General features: G+C 46.3%; 23 protein-coding genes. 12 read left to right on the top strand and 11 right to left on the bottom strand.

The window, feature by feature from the left end:
* The first annotated feature begins 4 nt into the window (after positions 1-4).
* Positions 5-1225, top strand: a complete 1221-nt coding sequence (locus QUA40_RS05985; protein WP_333122752.1) for an FtsW/RodA/SpoVE family cell cycle protein — start codon at positions 5-7, stop codon at positions 1223-1225.
* A gap of 464 nt (positions 1226-1689) precedes the next feature.
* Here QUA40_RS05985 and QUA40_RS05990 read toward each other — a convergent pair whose 3' ends face one another.
* Positions 1690-1806: a helix-turn-helix domain-containing protein gene (locus QUA40_RS05990; RefSeq protein WP_333122755.1), complete on the bottom strand. Its 117-nt coding sequence runs from the start codon at positions 1804-1806 to the stop codon at positions 1690-1692.
* Positions 1807-1839: 33 nt separating this feature from the next.
* Between QUA40_RS05990 and QUA40_RS05995 the strand changes: the two genes are divergently transcribed.
* Positions 1840-4926 (top strand): tetratricopeptide repeat protein, encoded by a 3087-nt coding sequence (locus tag QUA40_RS05995; RefSeq protein WP_333122757.1) that lies wholly within the window; start codon positions 1840-1842, stop codon positions 4924-4926.
* 18 nt (positions 4927-4944) lie between these two features.
* Here QUA40_RS05995 and QUA40_RS06000 read toward each other — a convergent pair whose 3' ends face one another.
* Entirely contained in the window at positions 4945-5598 is a 654-nt protein-coding gene (locus QUA40_RS06000) for a Crp/Fnr family transcriptional regulator (protein WP_333122760.1), read from the bottom strand.
* Positions 5599-6118: 520 nt separating this feature from the next.
* Here QUA40_RS06000 and hslO point away from each other — a divergent pair.
* The 4 genes from hslO (at position 6119) to QUA40_RS06020 (ending at position 9751) form a co-directional block, all read left to right on the top strand.
* On the top strand, positions 6119-7018 hold the full coding sequence (gene hslO, locus QUA40_RS06005; RefSeq protein WP_333122763.1) for an Hsp33 family molecular chaperone HslO: 900 nt from the start codon (positions 6119-6121) through the stop codon (positions 7016-7018).
* Positions 7019-7046: 28 nt separating this feature from the next.
* Positions 7047-7268: a hypothetical protein gene (locus QUA40_RS06010; protein ID WP_333122764.1), complete on the top strand. Its 222-nt coding sequence runs from the start codon at positions 7047-7049 to the stop codon at positions 7266-7268.
* The gene (locus QUA40_RS06015; RefSeq protein ID WP_333122767.1) at positions 7265-9328 is read left to right on the top strand and encodes a hypothetical protein; all 2064 of its coding nucleotides are present in this window, start codon (positions 7265-7267) and stop codon (positions 9326-9328) included. Before QUA40_RS06010 ends, QUA40_RS06015 begins: the two co-directional genes overlap by 4 nt.
* A gap of 141 nt (positions 9329-9469) precedes the next feature.
* The gene (locus QUA40_RS06020) at positions 9470-9751 is read left to right on the top strand and encodes a hypothetical protein (RefSeq protein WP_333122770.1); all 282 of its coding nucleotides are present in this window, start codon (positions 9470-9472) and stop codon (positions 9749-9751) included.
* 219 nt (positions 9752-9970) lie between these two features.
* Here QUA40_RS06020 and QUA40_RS06025 read toward each other — a convergent pair whose 3' ends face one another.
* Both QUA40_RS06025 and QUA40_RS06030 read right to left on the bottom strand, forming a co-directional pair.
* Positions 9971-10444 (bottom strand): TspO/MBR family protein, encoded by a 474-nt coding sequence (locus QUA40_RS06025; protein ID WP_333122773.1) that lies wholly within the window; start codon positions 10442-10444, stop codon positions 9971-9973.
* 301 nt (positions 10445-10745) lie between these two features.
* Positions 10746-11327: a hypothetical protein gene (locus tag QUA40_RS06030; RefSeq protein WP_333122775.1), complete on the bottom strand. Its 582-nt coding sequence runs from the start codon at positions 11325-11327 to the stop codon at positions 10746-10748.
* A gap of 72 nt (positions 11328-11399) precedes the next feature.
* On the opposite strand from QUA40_RS06030, the gene QUA40_RS06035 reads away from it, so the two are divergent.
* The gene (locus tag QUA40_RS06035; RefSeq protein WP_333122777.1) at positions 11400-11552 is read left to right on the top strand and encodes a hypothetical protein; all 153 of its coding nucleotides are present in this window, start codon (positions 11400-11402) and stop codon (positions 11550-11552) included.
* Between the two features lie 144 nt (positions 11553-11696).
* On the top strand, positions 11697-12011 hold the full coding sequence (locus tag QUA40_RS06040; protein ID WP_333122780.1) for a zinc ribbon domain-containing protein: 315 nt from the start codon (positions 11697-11699) through the stop codon (positions 12009-12011).
* A gap of 162 nt (positions 12012-12173) precedes the next feature.
* Here QUA40_RS06040 and QUA40_RS06045 read toward each other — a convergent pair whose 3' ends face one another.
* A complete protein-coding gene (locus tag QUA40_RS06045; protein WP_333122783.1) occupies positions 12174-13028 on the bottom strand; it encodes a DUF1232 domain-containing protein in 855 nt (284 codons plus the stop codon).
* 112 nt (positions 13029-13140) lie between these two features.
* Between QUA40_RS06045 and QUA40_RS06050 the strand changes: the two genes are divergently transcribed.
* The gene (locus tag QUA40_RS06050) at positions 13141-13965 is read left to right on the top strand and encodes an NAD-dependent epimerase/dehydratase family protein (protein WP_333122786.1); all 825 of its coding nucleotides are present in this window, start codon (positions 13141-13143) and stop codon (positions 13963-13965) included.
* Positions 13966-14024: 59 nt separating this feature from the next.
* On the opposite strand, the gene QUA40_RS06055 is transcribed toward QUA40_RS06050, so the two are convergent.
* Positions 14025-14657 (bottom strand): Uma2 family endonuclease, encoded by a 633-nt coding sequence (locus QUA40_RS06055; protein ID WP_333122789.1) that lies wholly within the window; start codon positions 14655-14657, stop codon positions 14025-14027.
* A gap of 236 nt (positions 14658-14893) precedes the next feature.
* Positions 14894-15067 carry a hypothetical protein gene (locus tag QUA40_RS06060; protein ID WP_333122791.1) on the bottom strand — a complete coding sequence of 58 codons (174 nt, stop codon included), beginning with the start codon at positions 15065-15067 and terminating at the stop codon, positions 14894-14896.
* Positions 15068-15221: 154 nt separating this feature from the next.
* On the opposite strand from QUA40_RS06060, the gene QUA40_RS06065 reads away from it, so the two are divergent.
* A complete protein-coding gene (locus QUA40_RS06065) occupies positions 15222-15443 on the top strand; it encodes a hypothetical protein (protein WP_333122793.1) in 222 nt (73 codons plus the stop codon).
* A gap of 125 nt (positions 15444-15568) precedes the next feature.
* On the opposite strand, the gene QUA40_RS06070 is transcribed toward QUA40_RS06065, so the two are convergent.
* The 4 genes from QUA40_RS06070 to sufB all read right to left on the bottom strand — a co-directional run bounded on the left by QUA40_RS06070 (position 15569) and on the right by sufB (position 20851).
* Entirely contained in the window at positions 15569-16831 is a 1263-nt protein-coding gene (locus tag QUA40_RS06070) for a SufS family cysteine desulfurase (protein ID WP_333122796.1), read from the bottom strand.
* A gap of 166 nt (positions 16832-16997) precedes the next feature.
* A complete protein-coding gene (gene sufD / locus QUA40_RS06075) occupies positions 16998-18341 on the bottom strand; it encodes a Fe-S cluster assembly protein SufD (protein WP_333122799.1) in 1344 nt (447 codons plus the stop codon).
* A complete protein-coding gene (gene sufC / locus QUA40_RS06080) occupies positions 18338-19129 on the bottom strand; it encodes a Fe-S cluster assembly ATPase SufC (protein ID WP_333122802.1) in 792 nt (263 codons plus the stop codon). The genes sufD and sufC overlap by 4 nt, the downstream gene beginning before the upstream one ends.
* Positions 19130-19411: 282 nt before the next feature.
* Complete coding sequence (sufB, locus tag QUA40_RS06085; RefSeq protein ID WP_333122805.1) at positions 19412-20851, bottom strand: Fe-S cluster assembly protein SufB; 1440 nt, start codon at positions 20849-20851, stop codon at positions 19412-19414.
* Between the two features lie 186 nt (positions 20852-21037).
* Here sufB and sufR point away from each other — a divergent pair, with 186 nt between their 5' ends.
* Together sufR and QUA40_RS06095 are read left to right on the top strand one after the other, a co-directional pair.
* Positions 21038-21742 (top strand): iron-sulfur cluster biosynthesis transcriptional regulator SufR, encoded by a 705-nt coding sequence (sufR, locus tag QUA40_RS06090; protein ID WP_333122808.1) that lies wholly within the window; start codon positions 21038-21040, stop codon positions 21740-21742.
* A gap of 222 nt (positions 21743-21964) precedes the next feature.
* A partial coding sequence (locus QUA40_RS06095) for a hypothetical protein (protein ID WP_333122810.1) occupies positions 21965-22247 on the top strand: 283 nt, incomplete at its 3' end.

The raw sequence follows: 22247 nt of genomic DNA on the forward strand, positions 1-22247 counted from the left end.
TCCTATGGCTAATGACATTCGACGCTTCATTCCATTTTTTGACCCTAGCGCGTCTCAATGGGCCGCTGAGGCCCGCTGGCTGAGGTGGCTGACTTTTCTGTGGCTGTTTGTCGGGCTGACAGCATTGTTTTCGGCTTCCTATCCCATTGCAAATTCAGAATTTGGAGACGGCCTTTATTATTTTAAACGACAGCTAATCGCAGTGGCGATCGGGCTGGCAGGTTTTAACTTGATGGTGTACTCCCCCCTACGCTACCTGCTGAAAACAGCTCAGTTAGGAGTCCTGTTGCTGCTGGGATTGCTCTGGTTGACCTTAATTCCGGGAGTGGGAACCACCGTCAACGGGGCGACTCGCTGGATATCTCTGGGCCCGGTGCCGATTATTCAACCTTCTGAGTTGATCAAGCCGTTTTTGGTTCTCCAAAGCGCCCGTATTTTCGGCAACTGGTCCCGGTTGACGAATAAAGTTCGCTTAACTTGGCTGGGAATTTTCGGTGCAATGCTGTTGGGAATTTTGTTACAGCCGAATTTGAGTACCACGGCTTTGTGCGGGATGACTTTGTGGTTGGTGGCTTTGGCGGCGGGCTTGCCTTACTTGCAGTTGGGCGCAACGGCTATGGGGGGAATGCTTTTGGCGGTTTTAAGTATTAGTTTTAGGGAATATCAGCGCCGCCGGATTATGTCTTTTCTCAATCCTTGGGCTGATCCGATGCAAGACGGCTATCAATTGATTCAAAGTCTTCTGGCTGTCGGTTCTGGGGGCATTTGGGGTGTGGGTTTGGGGATGTCGCAGCAAAAGTTATTTTATCTGCCGATTCAGTACAGCGATTTTATTTTTGCTGTGTTTGCTGAGGAGTTTGGTTTGGTGGGATGTTTCTCACTGTTGCTGATGTTGGCAACTTACGCTACCGTCGCTTTGAGGGTGGCGACGCGGGCCCGGAATATTGAGAGTCAGTTGGTGGCGATTGGGGTGATGGTGGTGATGGTGGGACAGTCGCTGCTGAATATTGGGGTGGCGACGGGGGTTTTGCCGACTACGGGTTTGCCGCTGCCGTTTTTTAGTTACGGGGGCTCCTCGATGTTGGCGAGTTTGTTGTTGTCGGGTTTGCTGATTCGGGTGGCTAGAGAGAGTTCAGAGGCTGATGTGGTTTCTTTGGATGGCCTCCGTGGAAAGTCGGGAAAGCCGAAGTTACGATCGACCAACGGCACTGCACAAACCGAATAATTTGTCAAATTATTTCCTAAACGCGCGGATAACTAGAAACCGGGTTTTTTAACCACAATATTTGCTTGAAACCTTGAATCTGGGTCAAAAAACCCGGTTTCTTTATCTTCTGCTGCGGTATCATTCCGAGCGATCGACTATTTGCGCCCGTCACCCTTATTTGGCGGTTCTTCTTGTTGTTCTTGAGGTTTAGCTGTGATATCAATCAATTCTTTTTTGTCTGGTTGCGGTGTTTCTGGAGTTGAGTTAGCCATTGAGTTTTTCCCTAAATAGATGCACCGCTTAATGATATCTTTTCCGGCTACAAATGTGTTGCTGTAGATAGTGGGAGGAAAATCTAGACAGACAATTCTGATGCAATTAGATTTGAGCTTTAATATTAGACAGCATTATGTAAATGCAAATGGCTGTCGCTTGCTATACTGCTGGAGGGTTGCAGCCAAACAAATCCGATGTGGAAGCTATTAAATGCCGAGATGGCGCTCTCGATTGATTAACCCTTGCTGCTGCAATTTTCCCAGCATTCGCGTTACTTTTACCCGCGTCGTGCAAATCGCATTAGCAAGATCTTGATGTGTCAAGCGGATATTCAAACCAGAGGCGACTCAAAAGTTATGAAACTGCAAAAAATTGGATTGTCGGGACTCATATCAATCTTAGCGGCGCTGACTGTAGGTGAGTTTCGATTTATCCCTAATTCTCAATTTAAAATCATCAATTCTCAGGCATTGGCTCAAACCCAAGCTCAGCGGAAAGCCGAAGCAGACCGACTGTTCAATCAAGGGATTGAGCAGTATAAGATTAGTCAATTTCAAGCTGCATTGCAGTCTTGGCAACAGGCACTAATAATTTATCGAGAAATTAAAGAGCGCCAAGGTGAAGGGGGGGCTCTGGGAAATCTGGGAAATGCTTACCGTAACCTCGGCGACTACGCCAAAGCCATCGAGTACGCTCAGCAACAGTTGGCGATCGCCCGAGAAATTAAAGACCGCCAAAGCGAGGGGAAAGCTTTGGGAAATCTGGGACTTGCTTACTATTCCCTCGGCGACTACGCCAAAGCGATTGAGTACCAACAGCAGTGGTTGGCGATCGCGCAAGAAATTAAAGACCGCCAAAGCGAGGGGAAAGCTCTGGGAAATCTGGGAATTGCTTACTTTTACCTCGGCGACTACGCCAAAGCGATTGAGTACGCTCAGCAACTGTTGGCGATCGCCCGAGAAATTAAAGACCGCCAAAGCGAGGGAATAGCTTTGGGAAATCTGGGAATTGCTTACCTTTCCCTCGGCGACTACGCCAAAGCGATTGAGTACGAACAGCAGTTGTTGGCGATCGCCCGAGAAATTAAAGACCGCCAAAGCGAGGGGAAAGCTTTGGGAAATCTGGGACTTGCTTACATAAACCTCGGCGACTATGCCAAAGCGATTGAGTACGAACAGCAGTTGTTGGCGATCGCCCGAGAAATTAAAGACCGCCAAAGCGAGGGAATAGCTTTGGGAAATCTGGGAAATGCTTACTATTTCCTCGACGACTACGCCAAAGCGATTGAGTACGAACAGCAGTGGGTGGCGATCGCGCGAGAAATTAAAGACCGCCAAAGCGAGGGGAAAGCTTTGGGAAGTCTGGGAAATGCTTACCGTAACCTCGGCGACTACGCCAAAGCGATTGAGTACCAACAGCAGCAGTTGGCGATCGCCCGAGAAATTAAAGACCGCCAAAGCGAGGGGATAGCTTTGGGAAGTCTGGGAATTGCTTACTTTTACCTCGGCGACTACGCCAAAGTGATTGAGTACGCTCAGCAGCAGTTGGCGATCGCGCGAGAAATTAAAGACCGCCAAAGCGAGGGGAAAGCTTTGGGAAGTCTGGGATATGCTTACTATTCCCTCGGCGACTACGCCAAATCGATTGAGTACGCTCAGCAGGTGTTGGCGATCGCCCGAGAAATTAAAGACCGCCAAAGCGAGGGGGCCGCTTTGGGAAATCTGGGAAATGCTTACTATTCCCTCGGCGACTACGCCAAAGCCATTGAATACGCTCAGCAGTATTTGGTGAGCGCCCGAGAAATTAAAGACCGCCAAAGCGAGGGAGCAGCTTTGGGAAATCTGGGAATTGCTTACCTTTCCCTCGGCGACTACGCCAAAGCGATTGAGTACGAACAGCAGTTGTTGGCGATCGCCCGAGAAATTAAAGACCGCCAAAGTGAGGGAACTGCTCTCAACAATCTGGGACGTGCTCTTTACAAATCGGGCAATCTCCCAGCAGCCGAGACCAGGCTACTTGATAGTATTAAAGCTTCGGAATCTCTGCGTGCTGGATTAGACGATGCCAATAAAGTGTCAATCTTTGAAACGCAAACTAACCCCTACGCCAATTTACAACAAGTCCTCATTGCTCAGAAAAAAACTGATGAGGCTTTAGAAATTGCCGAGCGGGGTAGAGCCAGAGCTTTTGTCGAGTTATTGGCATCTCGCCTTGCCCCATCTGCCTCTGTCCCAACTACTATCAACCCGCCCAATATCCAGCAAATTAAACAAATTGCTAAAGAGCAAAACGCTACCATCGTCGAATATTCAACTATTAGGAATGAAGCCCTTTATATTTGGGTCATCAAGCCAACTGGCGAAATCATCTTTCGCTCAGTTGACCTCAAATCTCTTAAAATCAATCTACCCTCCACCACCGAAGAAACAAGAGTATCTGCTGCTACCGGGACGAGAGGATTAAACGAGCAAGATACCGCCATAGCTGAGATGATTCGCGGCACTCGCGATTCTCTGGGTGTGTCCGGGGACATTGGCAATCTACAAGCAGCTAATCCCCCTAATTTTACCCCTGCTACTTCTCGCATAATTTACCCCAAATTACAGCAAAGCTATCAAATATTCATTCAACCAATTGCCGATCTTTTACCCGCAGATCCGAAGGCTCAGATCGTCTTAATTCCCCATAAATCCCTGTTTTTAGTTCCCTTTGTCGCCTTACAAGATCCGAGGGGTCAATATCTGATTGAAAAACATACGATCCTCACCGCTCCCGCCATTCAAATTTTGCAGTTAACCCGCCAATCACGGCAAAAAAATCGACAACTTTCTATCCAAACTAACTTAGTTGTCGGCAATCCAATTATGCCCCTAATTGGCAACCCGCCGCAGCAATTGCCTGCCTTACCGGGCAGCGAAAAAGAAGCAATTACAATTGCCCAACTTCTGAATACCCAAGCAATTACAGGCTCTCAAGCGACTAAAGCAGCTATTACTCAACAGATGTTAAAAGCCAGGATTATTCATATAGCAAGTCACGGTTTACTCAATGAAGTGAAGAGGCGAGATTTACCGGGAGCTATTGCCCTTGCTCCATCAGGAAATGATGACGGACTGTTGACTTCGAGCGAAATCTTGGATTTAAAATTAAATGCTGAATTAGTGGTATTAAGTGCTTGCAATACTGGCAGAGGAAAAATCACAGGTGATGGTGTGCTTGGATTATCTCGTGCTTTAATTAGTGCTGGAGTTCCTAGTATTATCGTTTCTCTGTGGTTAGTGTCCGATGAGCCGACAGCGGAATTAATGGCAGAATTCTATCGCCAGTTACAGCTAAACCCGAATAAAGCTCAAGCTTTGCGACAAGCGATGCTGACGACAATGAAGATGCACCCAAATCCGCAAGATTGGGCCGCGTTTACGCTGATTGGCGAAGCAGAATAAGATTTTTTTCTGCGTTTGCTACACTGCTTGAGGGTTGCAGCCAAACAAATCGGAGGTGGACGCAAAAACATCTTTGTTAAGTATTAAATGCCGATCGCCATCTCGACTGATTAACCCTTGCTGCTGCAATTTTCCCAGCATTCGCGTTACTGTTACCCGCGTCGTGCAAATCGCATTAGCAATATCTTGATGTGTCAAGCGGATATTCAAACGAGTTCCCTCAATCACAGGCTGACCGAAGTCCTGTTGCAATAATAGCAGTAGCTGATACAAACGGTCATCTACTCGTCGCTGTCCGGCGATCGCCAAAATTGCTTCCATTTGCCGCAGCCGTCGTACCATTTGAGGCAGCAACTCGTGAGACAATTGAGGAGAAGCTTCGATTTCCACCATAGAATACCACATCAAATAAATATCTGATGTCGCCGTAGCTCGGTAAGTCTGCAAGCTTGTCAACCACAAACCGAAGCACATCGAAGGCCCAACCCAACCCAAAAGTCCTTCTTCCCCTGTTGGATAAAGCGTGCTCAGTTGTGCTAAACCTTGACACACTCGCCAAAGGCCTTGCGACATCAAAGGAATGGTTTCGCCCTTGGCATAAAAATGCAAGTTTCGGCTCGCTCCTGTGTTATGCTGGATTTCCGCTAAAACTGCTTTGGATGTTGGTGGCATATCGCTTATTTCCAGCTAAAAAACATTTGTCTGAGACCTACGCCTCTCACTCTAGCCGGCCAAGGTAAAGGTTTGGCGATCGTCTGGTTAGCGCCAAGATAAGCTTTAGTTGTTAGTTGTTAGTCATTAGTTGTTAGTCATTAGTTGTTAGTTATTATAAAATGAGTGATAACAGGGTGGATTAGGGAAAACATACCCTTTATCAAAAAGGTGAATTACAAGTTGAGATTTTAGATTGGGAGATGGAGGGATTTAGAGATTGAGGGATCTATACCTCATCTTTATGAGAACATCTATAAATGCACTCGTTATGGCGGACATATTAAATAAATATTTAAGTGGAAGAATTAATCAGAATATTTGTTGAAAAATAGTTGTTGATCAAGGTTTTATAGAAAACAAAGGCGATTTCTGAAGTTCGATCGCACTCCCAGGCCCGCCGAGTCAACTGCTGCGGCAACCTTCAAGAACTTCTAAAATAGTTTAATAGAAGTATCAAAAGAGAAAAGTAAGGTTTTTCATGGCCGATCAATTAATTCGCGCTACAGCCGCAGAGGGCGGAATTCGCGCTGTAGGTGTCATTTCCACCCGCCTCACCGAAGAAGCAAGACAGCGGCACAAGCTCTCCTACGTCGCTACAGCAGCCCTCGGCCGCACGATGTCGGCGGGGCTGTTACTCGCCTCCAGCATGAAACGCCCCGAATCGAGAGTCAATATTCGCATCAAAGGAGATGGGCCCCTGGGCGGGCTTCTGGTGGATGCGGGACTTGATGGAACAGTTCGAGGTTATGTGGACAATCCCGAAGTGGAATTGCCGCCCAATGCTAAAGGCAAACTCGATGTCGGCGGAGCAATAGGTGACGGTTATTTGTACGTGGTGCGGGATGTTGGATACGGCTTCCCTTACTCAAGTACGGTAGAATTGGTTTCCGGCGAAATTGGCGACGATCTGACTCACTATTTGGCAACCTCGGAGCAGACGCCTTCGGCTCTGGTTGTGGGGGTGTTTGTGGGGGCGGGCGGGGTACAAGCGTCTGGGGGTGTGCTGTTGCAGGTTCTGCCGAAGGCGGCAACGGACGAAAAACTGGTGCAAACTTTAGAATCTAGAGTGGCTGGACTGTCGGGCTTTACGCCGCTGCTGCGATCGGGCAAAACGCTGCACCAGATTCTCGAAGAGTTATTGGGAGATATGGGGCTGGAAATTTTCCCGGAAACTCAGATGGTGCGCTTTCACTGTGGCTGTTCGTTCGATCGAGTTTTGGGAGCTCTGAAAATGTTGGGCGAAGCGGAACTCCAAGACATGATCGAAAAAGATGGTGGGGCGGAGGCTACGTGCCATTTCTGCAATGAGGTTTATCAAGCTAACAGCGACCAACTTGCGGAACTAATCGACGATTTGCGATCGAACTCCGGTTCTTGAGACGATAATGTGTAATTGGCTCTATTGAGTGCGAGTTAGGGATGACGGCCTTGACCAATTGCCAATTACGCATTATCAATTACCTAATCACAAAATTTTGATTTTGGCGGTTTGGCGATCGGCTCTTGTAGTCTTTCGCCTGCTGGAGTATTTAAAAGTGATGGATACATTCTATAAAGTAGTCAATAGCAGCGATCGCTGTTTTGAAATCATTAAGACAGGCTGGTTGTTGTTGGTGGTGAGGATATGAGTCAAGAGCGCAAAACACCAGGCCGTTGGTCTGCATCAGAATCCTTGGAGTCAACAAAGGATTCTTCGTCGCTGGTGCGGGTACCAGCAAGGAAAAACCGGGCTGAACGACTTAAAGAGATCCGAGAATTGGTTACTTCGGGAAAACTGCCGGGAGGGCATCTGGAACTACCGCCGAATTTGTCTGGGGAAAACTCGCAGCCACTGGGGGAACCCAATCAGTTGTGGCGGAACTGGTCGAATAAGTGGCAGTTTTGGCTGGCGCTGAGTTTGATGCTCTTGGTGGGTATGGGGTTTGTGGCAATTGCGTCTTTGCTCAACCTGACATCGCAGTCGAATTGCTCAAAGATTTTTTGGCCGACGGCTTCTGCTAATGATCGCTTTTTTTGTGCTCAAGAAGCAGCAAGCAAGCGGACGGCGGATGATTTGCTCAGGGCGATCGAATTAGTGAATGCTTTGCCACAAGACCATCCACTGCGGCCGAGAATCAACACTCAAATTGAGCGGTGGTCGGAGGATATTCTCAGGCTGGGAAATGCTACTTTCCAAGAAGGAAAGCTGGAGGAGGCGATTGCGCTCGCTCGTAAGGTTCCTAAAAACGTTCCCGCTTACCCGACGGTGGAAAAGCAGATTGAAAAGTGGCAGTCGATATGGAGCGATGCAGAGAAAATTTACCGCACCGCTGAAGACCACTTGCGTAAGGAAGAGTGGGGGCTGGCTTTCCGCCAAGCTACTCTGCTTTTGGATTTGGGAAATACTTTCTGGGAATCGGCTAAGTACGAGGAATTGACTAAGCTAATTCAGACGACTCGGGCTGAGGGCAATAAGTTGGTAAAAGCCCGGAACAAAGCCTCCGAGGGAGGTCTAGACAATCTGGTGATGGGGATTAAGCTGGCTCAGGGAATTGGTCAAAACAGTTATTTGTATCAAGCTTCCAATAAGGCGATCGCGGAATTTAGCAAGAAAATTTTGGAGATCGCCCAAAAACGATTGCAGGCTGGGGATTGGCAGGAGGCGATCGCGATCGCTAACAAGATTCCCGACGCTGCAAATTTAAGGGGACAAGTTGAGGATTTTAATCAGTTGGCGAATGCTACTTCTCAGGCTTCGACTGGCTCTGTTGAGGGTTTCTCGAAGGCGATCTCTATCGCTCAAACTTTGAAGTCCGGCCGCCCTTTATACAAACAAGCTCAAGATTTAGTCGGCCGCTGGCAACAAGAAATGGCTGATGTGAAAGTTTTGGATTTGGCAAGCAGGCTGGCGGCGCCTGGTGGGGTAAATGATTTGAGGGCTGCGATCGCGCAATTGCAAACAGTCCCGGAATCAAATCCCCGCGCTTCGGAAGTTCGCAGTCAAATTAGTAGCTTGAGCCGTCAAATCGAGCTGATGGAAGACAGTCCGTATTTGCAAAGAGCGAACGATTTGGCAAGTACGGGCGATCCGAATGCTCTGGAAGCGGCCGTTGCTCAAGCTTCTCGGATCGGTCAAGGTAGAGCGCTTTACGTGGAAGCTCAAACCAAAATTCAAGCTTGGATCGAGAGGAGACAGCGGCTTGTTGACCAGCCGTTTTTGGATAGAGCTCAGCAGCTAGCGGCGGTGGGCAATTTGGCGGGGGCAATTGAGATGGCCCGCCGGATTCGCTCGGGACGGGCGCTTTATGAGGAAGCTCGATCGAACATTCGGACTTGGGAGGCTCAATTTCAGGGCGACCAAGATTTGCAGAAGGCCCGTCAGGCTGCCCGAGCGGGGACTGCGGAGGCTCTGGAAACAGCAATTGGGCTGGCCCTTCAGGTGCCTGAGTCGAGTTCGCTGCGGTGGCAGGCGAGTGAGGCGATTGATGAGTGGAGCCAGCGGATTTTGGCGCTTGGTGTGGAACAGTCGTCGTCGGATCTGGCTGGGGCGATCGCAACTTTGAAGAAGATTCCTTCGGGCACTCGGGCTTTTGAGCAAGCTCGATCGCAAATCGAAGTTTGGGAGGAGTCGCTGAATCCTCCGAAGGCTGAATCTCCCCCTCCCGAACCGCCGGAAACTGAGCCTCCGACCAGTTCTGGCAGTCGCTAGGTTTGAGGGTGAGAAGCTGCTACCTAATATCTTTACTTATCTGTACAAGCAAGCGTTAATTTGTACAGATTTTTTGGGGTTTTAGTCTTTATTAAAAATGAATATCATAAATAATTGTGGTATGTTTAAGAAATAACTATTTTGAGAAACCAGATAGGTACTTTATTTAGCCAAAAAGAGCGAAATTACTGCACAGTAGAAGATTCACATCTGGATGCTTTTATTGCAGTGATAGTGAAATTATCCAAGAAGCATGGCATTAGTGTCGCAGAAGTTATAGCTGCAAAGGAAGTGCTTGAAAGTGAACGAAAGAACGATCTTTATGTAAGGAATGGCGATGCTTTTGATGAACAGATTGCTGGCTTTGGTGAGCTACTGCAACAACTCATTTCCGCGATAGAAAATTGGCAGTCTGATACATAAAACTATTGTGATAAATTTAAGGTAGAAAGAAAGGGTTAAAGTTTATGGCAGTCGATCTGGTTTGAGATAGCCGCTCGTTAATTGCCAATTTTCAACAAACAGAAGACCCCGAACCCGGACTTATTAAAGAAGCCGGGGATATAACCGCGAACACATTTTAGGTGTAAAAGGTGCTTTTTTCTATGCTTGCAATCCAATTAAAATGACTAATTCCAGAGCCTAAACATCCGCCGGATTTAGGTGCATCATTGCCCAAGTGGTGTAAGTGCCGATCGGACTCCAAAGTATGTAAGGCAGCAATAACAGGGCGGCAGGCTCGGAAACTGGCAACACAGTTAAAGCTAGGATTACGCTTAAAATAGCGCCCGTTCCGCCGATTATTGTGCCGACTTTTAGGCTCCTAACTTTGCACATAACCGAGGTGTAAGACATAGTTACTATTTCTAAAAGCAGGTACAAACCCATTCTCAGCCAAGTCTCCTGAGTTCCCGGTTCTTTTTCCCAAACAATCACTGCTGACCAAGCTGCACAAATAAAAATTACTGTCCAAATTAGGGGAATTGCTTTTTCAAATACTAGCCATCTCGGACGCTGCAAGCGGTTGAACCATTGGATGTCGCTGGGCGGGATGAAGTTAGCTGCTAGTGCTACTATCAAGGCGACGCCTCCAATTACCATCCAGGATTTAATCATGTTTTTACCTTGGGCGAGGTTGACAGGTTCACTTCAATAGATATTATCTCTAATTTTGGCGATCGCGCAATCTGTCCCTAGTTATATTAGGTTTGGTTTCGTCGCGAAACCCAACATCAGTTGAAAAGTAATTTAGACTTCTGGGAAATCTCAATTTATTTTCTTCTATTCTGTTTCATAATATAAAAAATGTGACTCTTGCTGCCTCCCCTTGAAAAGGGGAGGGTTCGGGTCTGCTTTTCAGTAAAATTGACCAGTAAATTGAACAAAAAGTCTCTTAGTCTTTCAAAAAAATCGGCGACTAGCCGAGCCGATGATGCTGTTCTAATTCTAAACTAGAGTCATTCTCTTTTTTGGGAACCAGAAGCGTATTTTCGCTGCTCGGTTGCAACACGGCTTTAATCACTTGGAGAAAACGGTTAGGCTTTTTGGTTTGACCGTTGAGAGTCCGCCGATCTTGCACTTTTTTAGAAAGGTGCCTCATCACAGATAAATCGAGTTCATCGATGAAATGGTCGGCGATACGTTCTCCCATTAAATCAATAGCTTCAGCATACTGATCTGTCAGCGTTTCTATGGCATCATAAGCTTCGTCAGCAACTTGACTTGCTACTGTTTTATTTTGGTCGCCTGATGTCTGGGAATTGCTGCGGCGCCGGTCTAAAAGACTTTGGTAATCCGCAATGCTCATTCCCAAATTGTAGAGATGGTGGTGAGCGTGATCCATCAAATCTACTTCACTCGGATAGAAGAAACCACGAGTGCTGTTAATGCCGTGCAGTTTTGCCCAACGCCGCAGATTTGTCTCATCTTGCAGTTCGTATCGCTCCAACATTTGAGCTGTGTTCAGCTCTACTTCTGGCGTAACTTTGAAATCGCTCATCGGTAAATCCTCGCTGGTGAGTAAATAAATAAAATTGAAACTTAGAATCTGTGATTTGCGTACAGTCTGAAAATGATCATCAATCCTGTGACGGTATTGAGGGAAGTCTTGCGGGCATTTGCTAGCCGTCGATCGTGCGATCGTGCGATCGAGTCAGAGGATTTCAGGGTAGGGTACTTTTGGGCTTTGTCTCGATCGCATCCGGGAGCAAGCACACTGGGTTAATAATATAGCTGATTTAAGGTTTCAACAACCGTTAAAAATAGTAAAGTTTGATTTTTGGGCTTGAATTTTTAGTAAGGTTGAGCTATAATATTCTCAATAACCGTGCAATTAGTAATTTTAGTAGTTGCAAACGAGATTCTTAGTATGCCTGTATACGATTATTTGTGTCCCGAAAACAACCAGCAGTTAGAAGTTTCGCACAGCATGAACCTGGAAGTTTCGACTTGGGGTAAACTGTGCGAGTTGGCTAAGTGCGAACCCGGGGATACTCCCGCAGATGCTCCGGTACGGCGCCTGCTGAGCGCTCCGAGGTTGATGAAGCCGACATCCGACACCGATTATAAAAATTCTGGTTTCAGCAAGTACGTGAAGCGGGATGAAGGGGTTTATGAAAATGTCACGGCTAAGGATGGTGAAAGCCGTATTGTCAATCGAGATGGCAAGCCGCTTAAAGACTGAGAACCGACAATAATCAAGTTTTCAGTTGAGTGAATTACAGATATTGTGGGTGGGGACACGGCAGTGCCGTGTCCTGTATTTCATCCGATTGACAACTGCTATATTATTCAGATTATATTATTCCGATGCAGAGGGACACAAAACGATCCACCGGACATAATATTATTGACCAAACCAATCTTTCATTTTTTGTTTAGCTTGTTGTTTAGTATCAGCATTAATGTATACTGAAACAGTAGCTATTGCCGCCAGCAATACTCCCAAATCGTCTGTAAATCCGATGCCGACTAATATATCAGGAATGGCATCGACAGGAGATATAAAATAGGTCAAAGCTCCAACTACAACTCCTTTTGCCCAAGCAGGCACGTTTGGGTTCTGAGCCGTATAGTAGAGAATCAAAGCTTTTTCAACTACTTCTCTTCCTGCGGTTAAAGCAAAGTTTTTAAGTTTAGTCCAAAAACTTTCATCTGAATAGTTAATTTTGGGGTTGCTGAGGTTTGTTGTGGTTCCTTTCCGGTCGATCAAATCGAGAGTAATGCCCTTAGTTTTAAGCTGGGAAACAGCAGAATTGAAGGATGCTGATGCCTGATTTTTATTAGGGGCAACCTCCCGTATTTGTTTCATGTCTGCGATGAATTCCTGCATGGCTTGGATTTGCAAGTCGGAAACCGCCAGCAGTTTTTTTGCGGATTGGATCGCCTCGCTTTCTGCAGGATGCAGCGTCTTATTTGCCCCAGCAATGTTAATTAAAAAATACATGACTCCCAAACGCAGCGGTTCTTCTGACTTGCTGATTATTTGCAAACAGTCGCTGAGTGATGGGGGACTGGCTGTGTAGGATTGGATTTGAGTCTTTGCAGAGTCAGAAAATTTGTCTAAATTTATGGTTTTAAACAACAAATCTAGTTCGTCAATATCAACGGCACCATCGGCGGCTGCGATCGCAAACAAAGAACCATAAAAAGCTAAAAGTTCGCTTTCTGAGGATGTGGCAAAAATATCTCTCTCGGACACGATGCTACTCCGATTGATAACGACGCTTTGCATTTTACCACAAAAATCAGCGCGCCATAATTTCCGAAATCGGCAATAATTTGAGAGAGCATGACACAATGGAGAATTTTTTATGAAAGTTGCGATCGTCGGCTGCGGCTATGTGGGTACTGCGACAGCCAAACATTTACGCGGCAAATCTGATTGTACCGTGACGGCGACAACTACCACGGCGACGCGAGTAGTTGAGTTGGAGGGTGTCGCGCAGCGGGTAGCCGTGCTCAAAGGAAATGACAAAGATGCGATCGCCTCTGTGCTGCAAGAACAAGATGCTGTTATGCTGTGCGTTGGTGCTCCAAATCCTCATGCTTATCGGGAAAGTTATTTAGATACTGCGACAACTTTAGTATCGGTTTTACAGCAGATATCCACAGTAAAGCAGGTTATTTATACGGGTACTTATTCTGTGTATGGCGATCGCCAAGGTGAATTGGTAAATGAAGATTCTCCAGTTGCGCCGGCTAATCCAAACGGTGAAATTCTCGCAGAAACAGAACGGGTTTTATTAGCAGCATCTAGTCCCAATCTTCAAGTCTGCATTCTCCGTTTGGGAGGAATTTATGGGCCTGGGCGAGAATTAGTTAAAATCTTTAGCGGCTGGGCTGGGAGCACTCGTCCCGGTAGGGGGGAAGATGTTACTAATTGGGTGCATCGGGATGATATTGTTGGGGGGTTAACCTTTGCTTTGGAAAATCGATTGCAGGGAATTTACAATTTAGTCGGGGATGTGTCGCTATCCAGTGGTGAATTGCTCGATCGCATTTTTGAAACTCACAATCTGCCTAAAGTTTCTTGGGATGGAAGTCCTAGCGTGCGGCCTTATAATGCGAGGGTGTCGAATCTAAAGATTAAGGCGGCTGGTTATCAGTTTGTTCATCCTGAGATTAGGGAGTTTTAGTTAATTGGGCGCAGCACCTAATAATGCAGGATGCACACTACGCACCTTGCTAGAGAATATTATATTTTCCCTTTAACCCAAGTTCTAAAGGATTTCAGCAAAGCAATTTCTCCTATGGTTTGAGTGCGAGTGAAAAACCCAGCCATTTCTGCTACCGATACAAAGGGAAAAGCAATACTAAAGTCGCGCTCAATATATTCAGTTTCTACCAACTGATAAAATCTCAAAACTCGCCCGTTATATAGCCAGAGTTCCGGGACGCGAAGTGCGGAGTAAATGGCCAACTTATCAACTGAACTGCTGGTAATATCTATTTCAATTGCTAAGTCTGGCGGTGGGGCAGTTTCTAAATCTAGTTCTTGCCTGCCTCTAACTGCTGCTTCATTTTGGATATAATAACAGTTATCTGGTTCTATGCCTTTTTTGGCATTTTTGAGTTTGAGAGTAGTTGAGCCAGCACTTTTAATTTCAATGTCGAGTTCTTCTGCTAAAGCAAGGATGAAATTACCGAAATTGCTCTTGTAGTTCTCATGTTCAAATAGTGGCGCCCTAATTTCCAGTCTCCCTTCATCGTAAGCTATGCGATAACCTCGCTTATCGCCTATTTCTTTGAGCAACGTTTCAAAGGTTGACCAGCTAATGTTTTCTAGCAGTGTTCTCTGTTCGGCTAAACTTGAAGTAGTAGCAATCATCTCAAAATCTCCTTGAGCTGAGAAAACTCTAGTTTTATTTTACCACAGGCTAAGATACTATCTCGAAGGGCTATTTCCTACGGGATAGCTGCGCTTCACGCTCTTTTTTTTACCGCAGATGCAGGTAGATTGATATCGATATTTTGTTGTGTTGGGATTGGGGGTGTGATCATTGGTGACAAGTTAAGACTCTGTTTCATTTGTCAACCAGTAATAATACTCAGAAAGTTGCTGGTTTAGGAGTAGAAAATTCGCGATTTGGCGCGAGTTGGCATAAATATGGCGCTCCGCACGATCGCACTCACGCCCAAATCTGTGTTTTCCACCCAAAATCTGAGTAAAATATGAGCATAATTGCTGATTGACAAATGCAACCCGCCGCTTAAATGGTCACGGGTGTGCTCGCCCATCAGTGGTGTTGGAGAAGCTAGCCTGAGCGTGGGACTAGAAAACCTACAGTATTCTGGGTGGTAGCTGACGAAGCATAATTTTATTTAAATACACTTGACAATAAGATTATAATTTTCTATGATTTTATTAATTTCAAAAAGGTACTAAATTCTCATGGCTAAGTTTCTGAAACAGTTGCTAGTTTTTAGTTTAGTCATTTTGTTGGCTTCTTCTTTGTTTATAACGTCTGCTGAAGCAGCAAACCGAAAAGGAAGTACCCGGAAGGGTGGTTCAAACAGTCATGGGAAAGGAAGTCATTACGAAGGTGGACATTTTATTGAACAAGTTAGTAGTTCAATTACTACTAACTTAAAAGGTTATCAGGCGAGTAATTAAGTTTTATTCAATTACTTGGTTGCAGCAAGTAGGGTGGCATTATCCACCCTATTTACTTGGGACATAAAACCCGCAAAAAATGGTTTCGTCTGTGTAGTTCAGATTTCAACCCCCACCTCACAAGCTTATCCCATAATCCCACCAAAAAAGTCGATCGTCTCTTTCAACGCTTTCACAAACACATCAATCTCCTCCCGAGTATTGTAAAAATACAAACTCGCCCGCGCCGTAGATGAAATATTCAAATAGCGGTGCAAAGCTTGCGTGCAGTGATGCCCGGAACGAATCGCCACTCCCTCCTGATCTAACATGGTAGACAAGTCTTGAGGGTGAATTTCTCCGGCTGTAAATGCTGCTAACGCAGCCCTACCTTCGCCGTTGCTGTCTGGCTGCGGCCCGTAAATTTTAATCTCGGGAATTTGCCGCAATTGTTGGAACATATAAGCAGTCAATTCTGCTTCGCAAGCGTGAATCTTATCCATGCCAATGTTACTAAGATAATCGATTGCTGCACCAAGGGCGATCGCCTCGCCGATTGCAGGCGTGCCGGCCTCAAATTTGTGTGGCAAATCGGCATAGGTGGAATAATCGAGAAACACGTCAGCAATCATCTCGCCGCCGCCGAAAAACGGAGGCATTTCTCTCAGCAAGTCCAGTTTACCGTACAGAAAACCGATGCCAGTCGGAGCGCACATTTTGTGACCGGAAGCAACCAGCCAATCGCAATCTATTGCTTGCACATCTACTATCATGTGCGGCACGCTTTGGCAAGCATCTATTAAAACTTTCGCACCGAAACGGTGGGCAATTTCGCAGATTTCTTTGACAGGACTAATGCAGCCTAAAGTATTAGAAACGTGAACGGTTGACACCAATTTAGTTTTATGGGAAATCAGCGTTTTAAACTGTTCCACATCAAACTCGTTTGTTTCGGTTAACTCGACAAACTTCAGCACCGCACCGGTTCTTTGAGCCATCATTTGCCAGGGAACGAGATTGCTGTGGTGTTCCATTACCGACAGGATAATTTCATCTCCGGCTTGCAGATTACTCAAGCCCCAAGAATAAGCAACCAAATTAATCGCTTCGGTGGCGTTGCGAGTGTAAACAATTTCTTGCCGCGACGCGGCATTTACAAAGGCCGCAACTTTGTCTCTCGCACCTTCGTAAGCATCAGTCGCTTTGGCGCTGAGAGTGTGAGCGCCGCGGTGCACGTTTGCATTGTATTGTCCGTAGTAATCACGCCAAGCGTTGAGCACAGCTAGGGGTTTTTGAGAAGTAGCTGCATTGTCTAAATAAACTAGGGGTTTGCCATTTACTTTTTCATTCAAAATTGGGAAGTCGCCGCGAACTTTTGATGCAAGTGTTTTTTCTTGAATAAGTGTCATATTTTTTGAAGTTAATGATTTGTCGTTGGGTGGGGGCGGGTTTACGAGATTGTTGGTTTTAGGCAATTATTATTCGTGAAACCCGCCCCTACAGGCTGTTAAAAATGGTGCAAGATGTGGTACGGACAAAGCACTGCTGTGTCCTCTGTGTCCTCATCTTTATGAGTTATCCTTGGATAGCCATGCAGGTAGAAAGCATTTTCGCCACGCCAATAATTGGCAACTGATTGAGAATTTCGGCCGCAAAAGCATCGATTAGCAAATAGCGGCTTCTTTCTAAATCCAAACCGCGACTTTGCAAGTAGAAAAGTTCATCATCTTCTAATTGACTGACAGTTGCACCGTGGGAACATTTAACGTTGTCGGCGACAATTTCTAACTGCGGTTTGGTATCTACACGAGCTCTTGGCGACAGCAACAAATTCCGGCTCAATTGTCCGGCATCTGTCAATTGTGCGGCTTTGCGAACGAAAACTTTGCCGTTAAATACAGCGCGAGCTTTGTTGCCGACAATGCACTTATGAAGTTGGCGGCTTGTACCATGAGGGTGATTGAAATCGATTAAACTGTGAGTGTCAGATAACTGTTCCCCAAAGGCTACGCTTAAGCCGTTTAAAGTTGTTTCAGTGGCTTCGCCGCGCTGAAAAACTTCTAAATTGTGCCGCGATATTTTGCCTCCCAAGCTGATAGCATGGCAAGTGTAACGGCTATTACGAGATTGTTCGATCGCACTTTTGCCGATATGAAGAACCTCTCCACCTTCCCGCTGCAGCCGAACGTGATTCACAGTGGCGTTTTCGCCGACAACAACATCCGTTACAGCATTCGTAAATGCAGGGACATTACCGATAGTTGCGTAATCCTCAACCAGCGTCACATTGCTTCCAGGCTCAGCTATAACTAAGCAGTGCGGCTGAGACATCGTGGGAGATGCACCGGGCGCTGTCAGGAACAGCAAGTGAATCGGAAGGTCGATCGATATATTGGCCGGCACGAACACCACCGCAGAATCCGCCAAACCCGCGATATTCAGCGCAGTAAACACTTCTGTTTGCTGTTTGTGCTTGCTCAAAACATCGGTGATGCGCGATCGATATTTTTCGGGTACATTGGATAGATTACCTGCGTAAAAGTCGAGCCGCAAATTCGGCAAAACCAACGACTCTACCGTTGACAAATCCGGCGCATAAAAACCGTTGACAAATACCAATCTTAATGGTAAATCATCCCGATTTTTCACAGGCATAATGATATCAGCCAGCTTAACTTTTGACTGATTGCTCTGGGGTATATGAAAAGGAATTTGCAATACCGGCGACAAATCAGTAAAGCGCCATTCTTCATCCCTCACCGTCGGAAAACTCGAAGAAAGCACGTATTCCGTCGCCGCATCCCGCAAATCATACAACCCGTAAGCAGAACTTTCGTTATTAGCTGCGCCCAACTTGCCGCACTGATTCACCAAATCAGTCAAAAACATTTCCCTACTAGCAACTTGCGTATTCATCATCGCGCGCCTACTCCTGCAGCTTCCTCTTCCACAACCCAGTCATAACCGCGCTCTTCCAATTCCAGCGCCAACTCTTTCGGGCCAGTCAAGATAATTCTGCCCGCTTCCATGACGTGAATAAAATCAGGAATAATGTAATTTAGCAACCGCTGATAATGAGTAATCACCAACATCGAATTTTCAGCAGTTGACAACTGATTCACACCACCGGCGACAATCTTGAGAGCATCGATATCCAAACCCGAATCAGTCTCGTCCAAAATAGCTAATTTCGGTTCCAACAGCGCCATTTGCAAAATTTCATTCCGCTTTTTCTCGCCACCGGAAAAACCCTCATTAACGCTACGGCCTAAAAAAGAATCATTCATCTTGACAATATCAAGCTTGTCCTCGATTAAATCTTGGAAATCAAAAGCATCCAATTCTTCCAAGCCGCGATGTTTGCGGTGAGAATTGTAAGCCACGCGCAAGAAATCCAGATTGCTAACGCCGGGAATTTCTAAAGGATATTGGAAAGCTAGGAACACGCCAGCTAAAGAGCGTTCTTCCGGCGCTAATGCCAGCAAATTTTGACCCATAAAAGTAACTTCTCCGCCCGTTACCGTATAAGCAGGATGGCCGGCTAATATCTTGGATAAAGTGCTTTTCCCCGAACCGTTGGGGCCCATAATCGCGTGAATTTCACCCGATTTAATTTCCAGATTCAAACCCTTCAGAATTTGGGTATCTTCGACATCCGCAGTTAAATCGCGGACGGATAGCACCACTTGACTATTTTCAACAATCATCTATTTTTGTCCTTTTCCTCAATGCACTTTACAGTTTTTTCTTCTCGTTCCTAGCCTGTACCCATTGGTGACAATTTAACGTTAAACCGATAGTCCGCCAGGGAATGAATTCCCAGTCTCAAAGCTTAAGTCCTCTGAAGAGGACTGAGAAGAAAACTTTTAAACTCATTAGTCCTCTTTAGAGGACTTTAGCTATTAGCCAGGGAATTCATTCCCTGGCGGACGGTGGGATTAAGTTGTCCCCGATGAACTCGGCCTGGAAGGGTTTCTAGCCCACAAAAATTATCCGACACTTCCTTCGAGTTTCAGACTCAACAGCTTATCAGCTTCCGCCGCAAATTCCATCGGCAACTGATTGAAAACATCTTTACAGAAACCGCTAATCATCATGGAAATAGCATTTTCTGCGGAAATTCCCCGCTGTGCGAAGAAGAACAATTGCTCTTCCCCAATTTTAGAAGTAGAAGCTTCGTGTTCCACTTTAGCAGTGTGGTTCTGCACTTGAATATAAGGGAAAGTATTCGCTTGAGCGTTATCGCCAATCAGCATGGAATCGCACTGAGAGTAATTACGAGAGCCTTTAGCATTCGGTCCCATTTTTACCAAACCGCGATAGCTGTTGGATGAATTTCCCGCAGAAATGCCCTTAGAAATAATCGTGCTGCGAGTGTTTTTGCCAACGTGGATCATTTTGGTTCCGGTGTCAGCTTGCTGTTTGTTGTTTGTCAAAGCTACCGAGTAGAATTCGCCTACTGAGTTATCACCGACTAAAACGCAACTGGGATATTTCCAAGTAATCGCGGAACCGGTTTCTACTTGTGTCCAAGAAATCTTAGAATTGACTCCTTGACACAAACCCCGTTTCGTCACGAAGTTGTAAATACCGCCTTTGCCGTTGGCGTCGCCAGCGTACCAGTTTTGCACAGTGGAGTATTTGATGTCGGCATTGTCCATTGTTACCAATTCCACTACGGCGGCGTGCAGTTGATTGGTGTCAAACATGGGGGCGGTGCAGCCTTCCAGGTAAGAAACTGAGCTGTTTTCTTCGGCGACAATTAGGGTGCGCTCGAACTGGCCGGAATCTCCGTTGTTGATGCGGAAATAGGTTGACAGTTCCATCGGGCATTTGACGCCTTTGGGAATGTACACAAATGAACCGTCGCTGAATACGGCGGAGTTGAGGGCTGCGAAAAAGTTGTCGCCGACTGGTACGACGCTGCCGAGATATTTTTCTATTAGTTCGGGATAATCTTTGACGGCTTCTGAGATGGAACAGAAAATAACACCATCTTTGGCTAACTTTTCTCTAAATGTTGTGGCAATTGAAACGCTGTCGAAAACGGCATCGACGGCAACATTTCCGAGCCGTTTTTGTTCGGATAGGGGAATGCCGAGTTTCTCGAAGGTTTCTAGGAGTGTCGGGTCTACTTCGTCCAAACTGTTGAGCTTTTTGGGCTTTTGTTTGGGCGCGGAATAGTAGATAATTTGTTGGTAGTCGATCGCGGGATAGTTGACGTGGGGCCAGGTGGGCTCGGTCATTGTCAGCCACTTCCGGTATGCTTTGATGCGGAATTGCAGCATGAATTCCGGTTCGTTTTTCTTGGCGGAAATCAGGCGGACTACATCTTCGCTTAAGCCGCGGGGGATGGTGTCTGACTCGATGTCGGTGACGAAACCGTATTTATAGGGCTGGTTGACTAGGGTTGTGACTGTAGAGCTCATTAATTTTGCGCTTTCGAGTGTTCTGGATAAGTCTCTCAAAGATGGCAGACGCTGAACTGTCGGGGGCCGGGCAAGTTCTGGGGACTGCTCTGGGAAGTTAAACAACAGATTTGTTGCTTTAGTATATTTTAAGCTACATTAACAATAGTGATATTGTCAAAGTCAAATAAATAATTTTTTGTGAAGATGATGGAGACCACTCAGCAGACTTCCACGAAACAAGACATCCTGCAATATTTGCTCAAGGGGGGTCAGGGGACGGCTCTTGAGTTGGCGGAGTCTTTGGATATCAGCCCGCAGGCGATTCGCCGTCACTTGAAGGATTTGGAAGCGGAGGGGCTGATTCAGTATCAGTCGGTTCAGGCTGGTATGGGGCGTCCTCAGCACATTTATGAGCTTACCAGTCAGGGGCGCGATCGATTCCCGAATCGTTACGGCGATTTTGCTGTCTCTTTCCTGGATACGTTGGCGGAAACCGTCGGCCGCGAGCAAGTGATTACTATCTTGCGAAAACAGTGGCAACGTAAGGCGACGGAGTATCGGCGGCTGGTGGGTGCGGGTTCGCTGCAAGAGAGGGTGACTAAGTTAATGGAACTCCGCAGGGCTGAAGGTTATATGGCTGAGTGTTATCCTGTAGAATCTGTGGAGGTTGGGATCTGCGATCGCACTGGTTTGGGCGATCGATTTGTGTTGATGGAACACAACTGCGCGATTTCTAATGTTGCTGAAACTTTTCCGAGTGTCTGCGGCAATGAGTTGGAAATGTTTGCGGGGGTGTTGCCGGACTGTACTGTGGAGCGGACTCACTGGATTATTAATGGGGAACACCGCTGCGGTTATTTGATTGCAAGAAGGAAGGAAGAAGCAAGAAGGAAGAAGCAAGAAGGATGAGGGAAGGCATTACACGGATTTTGACGCAGATACACGGATGGGTGTTTTTACCAATTACCAATTACCGACAGCACTACACGAATTTTGACACGGATACACCGATGGGTGTTTTTTGCTTTTACCAATTACCGACAGCACTACACGGATTTTGACACGGATACACGGATAGATGCTTTTACCGATTACCAATAACAAATAACAAATAACAAGTAACTAATAACTATGGAACCGCTAGCAGATTTTTTAAAGCCCGAAGAGTGTGCGGAAGTTGATATGGCGCTGCTGTCGTCGAAGGAAAAGTTTTCGGCGCGGGTGGCAATTTATGCTTTGAGGGTGCTCAAGCAAATTGCTGGGGAGACTGGGAAGCCGGTGGCTGAGGTGACTAATGGGCAGGTGATGGATTGGATTAAGAATGATGAGAGTATTAAAGGGTCGATCGAACTTGATGCGAGTTTTGAAAACTTTTTTACGAATTTGGTGGTGGCGTCTTTGCGGCCGTTGAGGC

Origin of the sequence: Microcoleus sp. Pol11C3, from assembly GCF_036701485.1 — a bacterium.
GTDB lineage: Bacteria > Cyanobacteriota > Cyanobacteriia > Cyanobacteriales > Microcoleaceae > Microcoleus.

Bases quoted from the DNA above. Each gene is read 5' to 3' on its own strand.
- QUA40_RS05985 (WP_333122752.1), top strand. From the start codon at position 5: ATGGCTAATGACATTCGACGCTTCATTCCATTTTTTGACCCTAGCGCG.
- QUA40_RS06060 (WP_333122791.1), bottom strand. From the start codon at position 15,067: ATGGGCGAGCACACCCGTGACCATTTAAGCGGCGGGTTGCATTTGTCA.
- QUA40_RS06050 (WP_333122786.1), top strand. From the start codon at position 13,141: ATGAAAGTTGCGATCGTCGGCTGCGGCTATGTGGGTACTGCGACAGCC.
- QUA40_RS06065 (WP_333122793.1), top strand. From the start codon at position 15,222: ATGGCTAAGTTTCTGAAACAGTTGCTAGTTTTTAGTTTAGTCATTTTG.
- QUA40_RS06000 (WP_333122760.1), bottom strand. From the start codon at position 5,598: ATGCCACCAACATCCAAAGCAGTTTTAGCGGAAATCCAGCATAACACA.
- sufR (WP_333122808.1), top strand. From the start codon at position 21,038: ATGATGGAGACCACTCAGCAGACTTCCACGAAACAAGACATCCTGCAA.
- QUA40_RS06025 (WP_333122773.1), bottom strand. From the start codon at position 10,444: ATGATTAAATCCTGGATGGTAATTGGAGGCGTCGCCTTGATAGTAGCA.
- QUA40_RS06015 (WP_333122767.1), top strand. From the start codon at position 7,265: ATGAGTCAAGAGCGCAAAACACCAGGCCGTTGGTCTGCATCAGAATCC.
- sufC (WP_333122802.1), bottom strand. From the start codon at position 19,129: ATGATTGTTGAAAATAGTCAAGTGGTGCTATCCGTCCGCGATTTAACT.
- QUA40_RS05995 (WP_333122757.1), top strand. From the start codon at position 1,840: ATGAAACTGCAAAAAATTGGATTGTCGGGACTCATATCAATCTTAGCG.
- hslO (WP_333122763.1), top strand. From the start codon at position 6,119: ATGGCCGATCAATTAATTCGCGCTACAGCCGCAGAGGGCGGAATTCGC.
- sufB (WP_333122805.1), bottom strand. From the start codon at position 20,851: ATGAGCTCTACAGTCACAACCCTAGTCAACCAGCCCTATAAATACGGT.
- QUA40_RS06035 (WP_333122777.1), top strand. From the start codon at position 11,400: ATGATCATCAATCCTGTGACGGTATTGAGGGAAGTCTTGCGGGCATTT.
- QUA40_RS06055 (WP_333122789.1), bottom strand. From the start codon at position 14,657: ATGATTGCTACTACTTCAAGTTTAGCCGAACAGAGAACACTGCTAGAA.
- QUA40_RS06030 (WP_333122775.1), bottom strand. From the start codon at position 11,327: ATGAGCGATTTCAAAGTTACGCCAGAAGTAGAGCTGAACACAGCTCAA.
- QUA40_RS06040 (WP_333122780.1), top strand. From the start codon at position 11,697: ATGCCTGTATACGATTATTTGTGTCCCGAAAACAACCAGCAGTTAGAA.
- QUA40_RS06070 (WP_333122796.1), bottom strand. From the start codon at position 16,831: ATGACACTTATTCAAGAAAAAACACTTGCATCAAAAGTTCGCGGCGAC.
- sufD (WP_333122799.1), bottom strand. From the start codon at position 18,341: ATGATGAATACGCAAGTTGCTAGTAGGGAAATGTTTTTGACTGATTTG.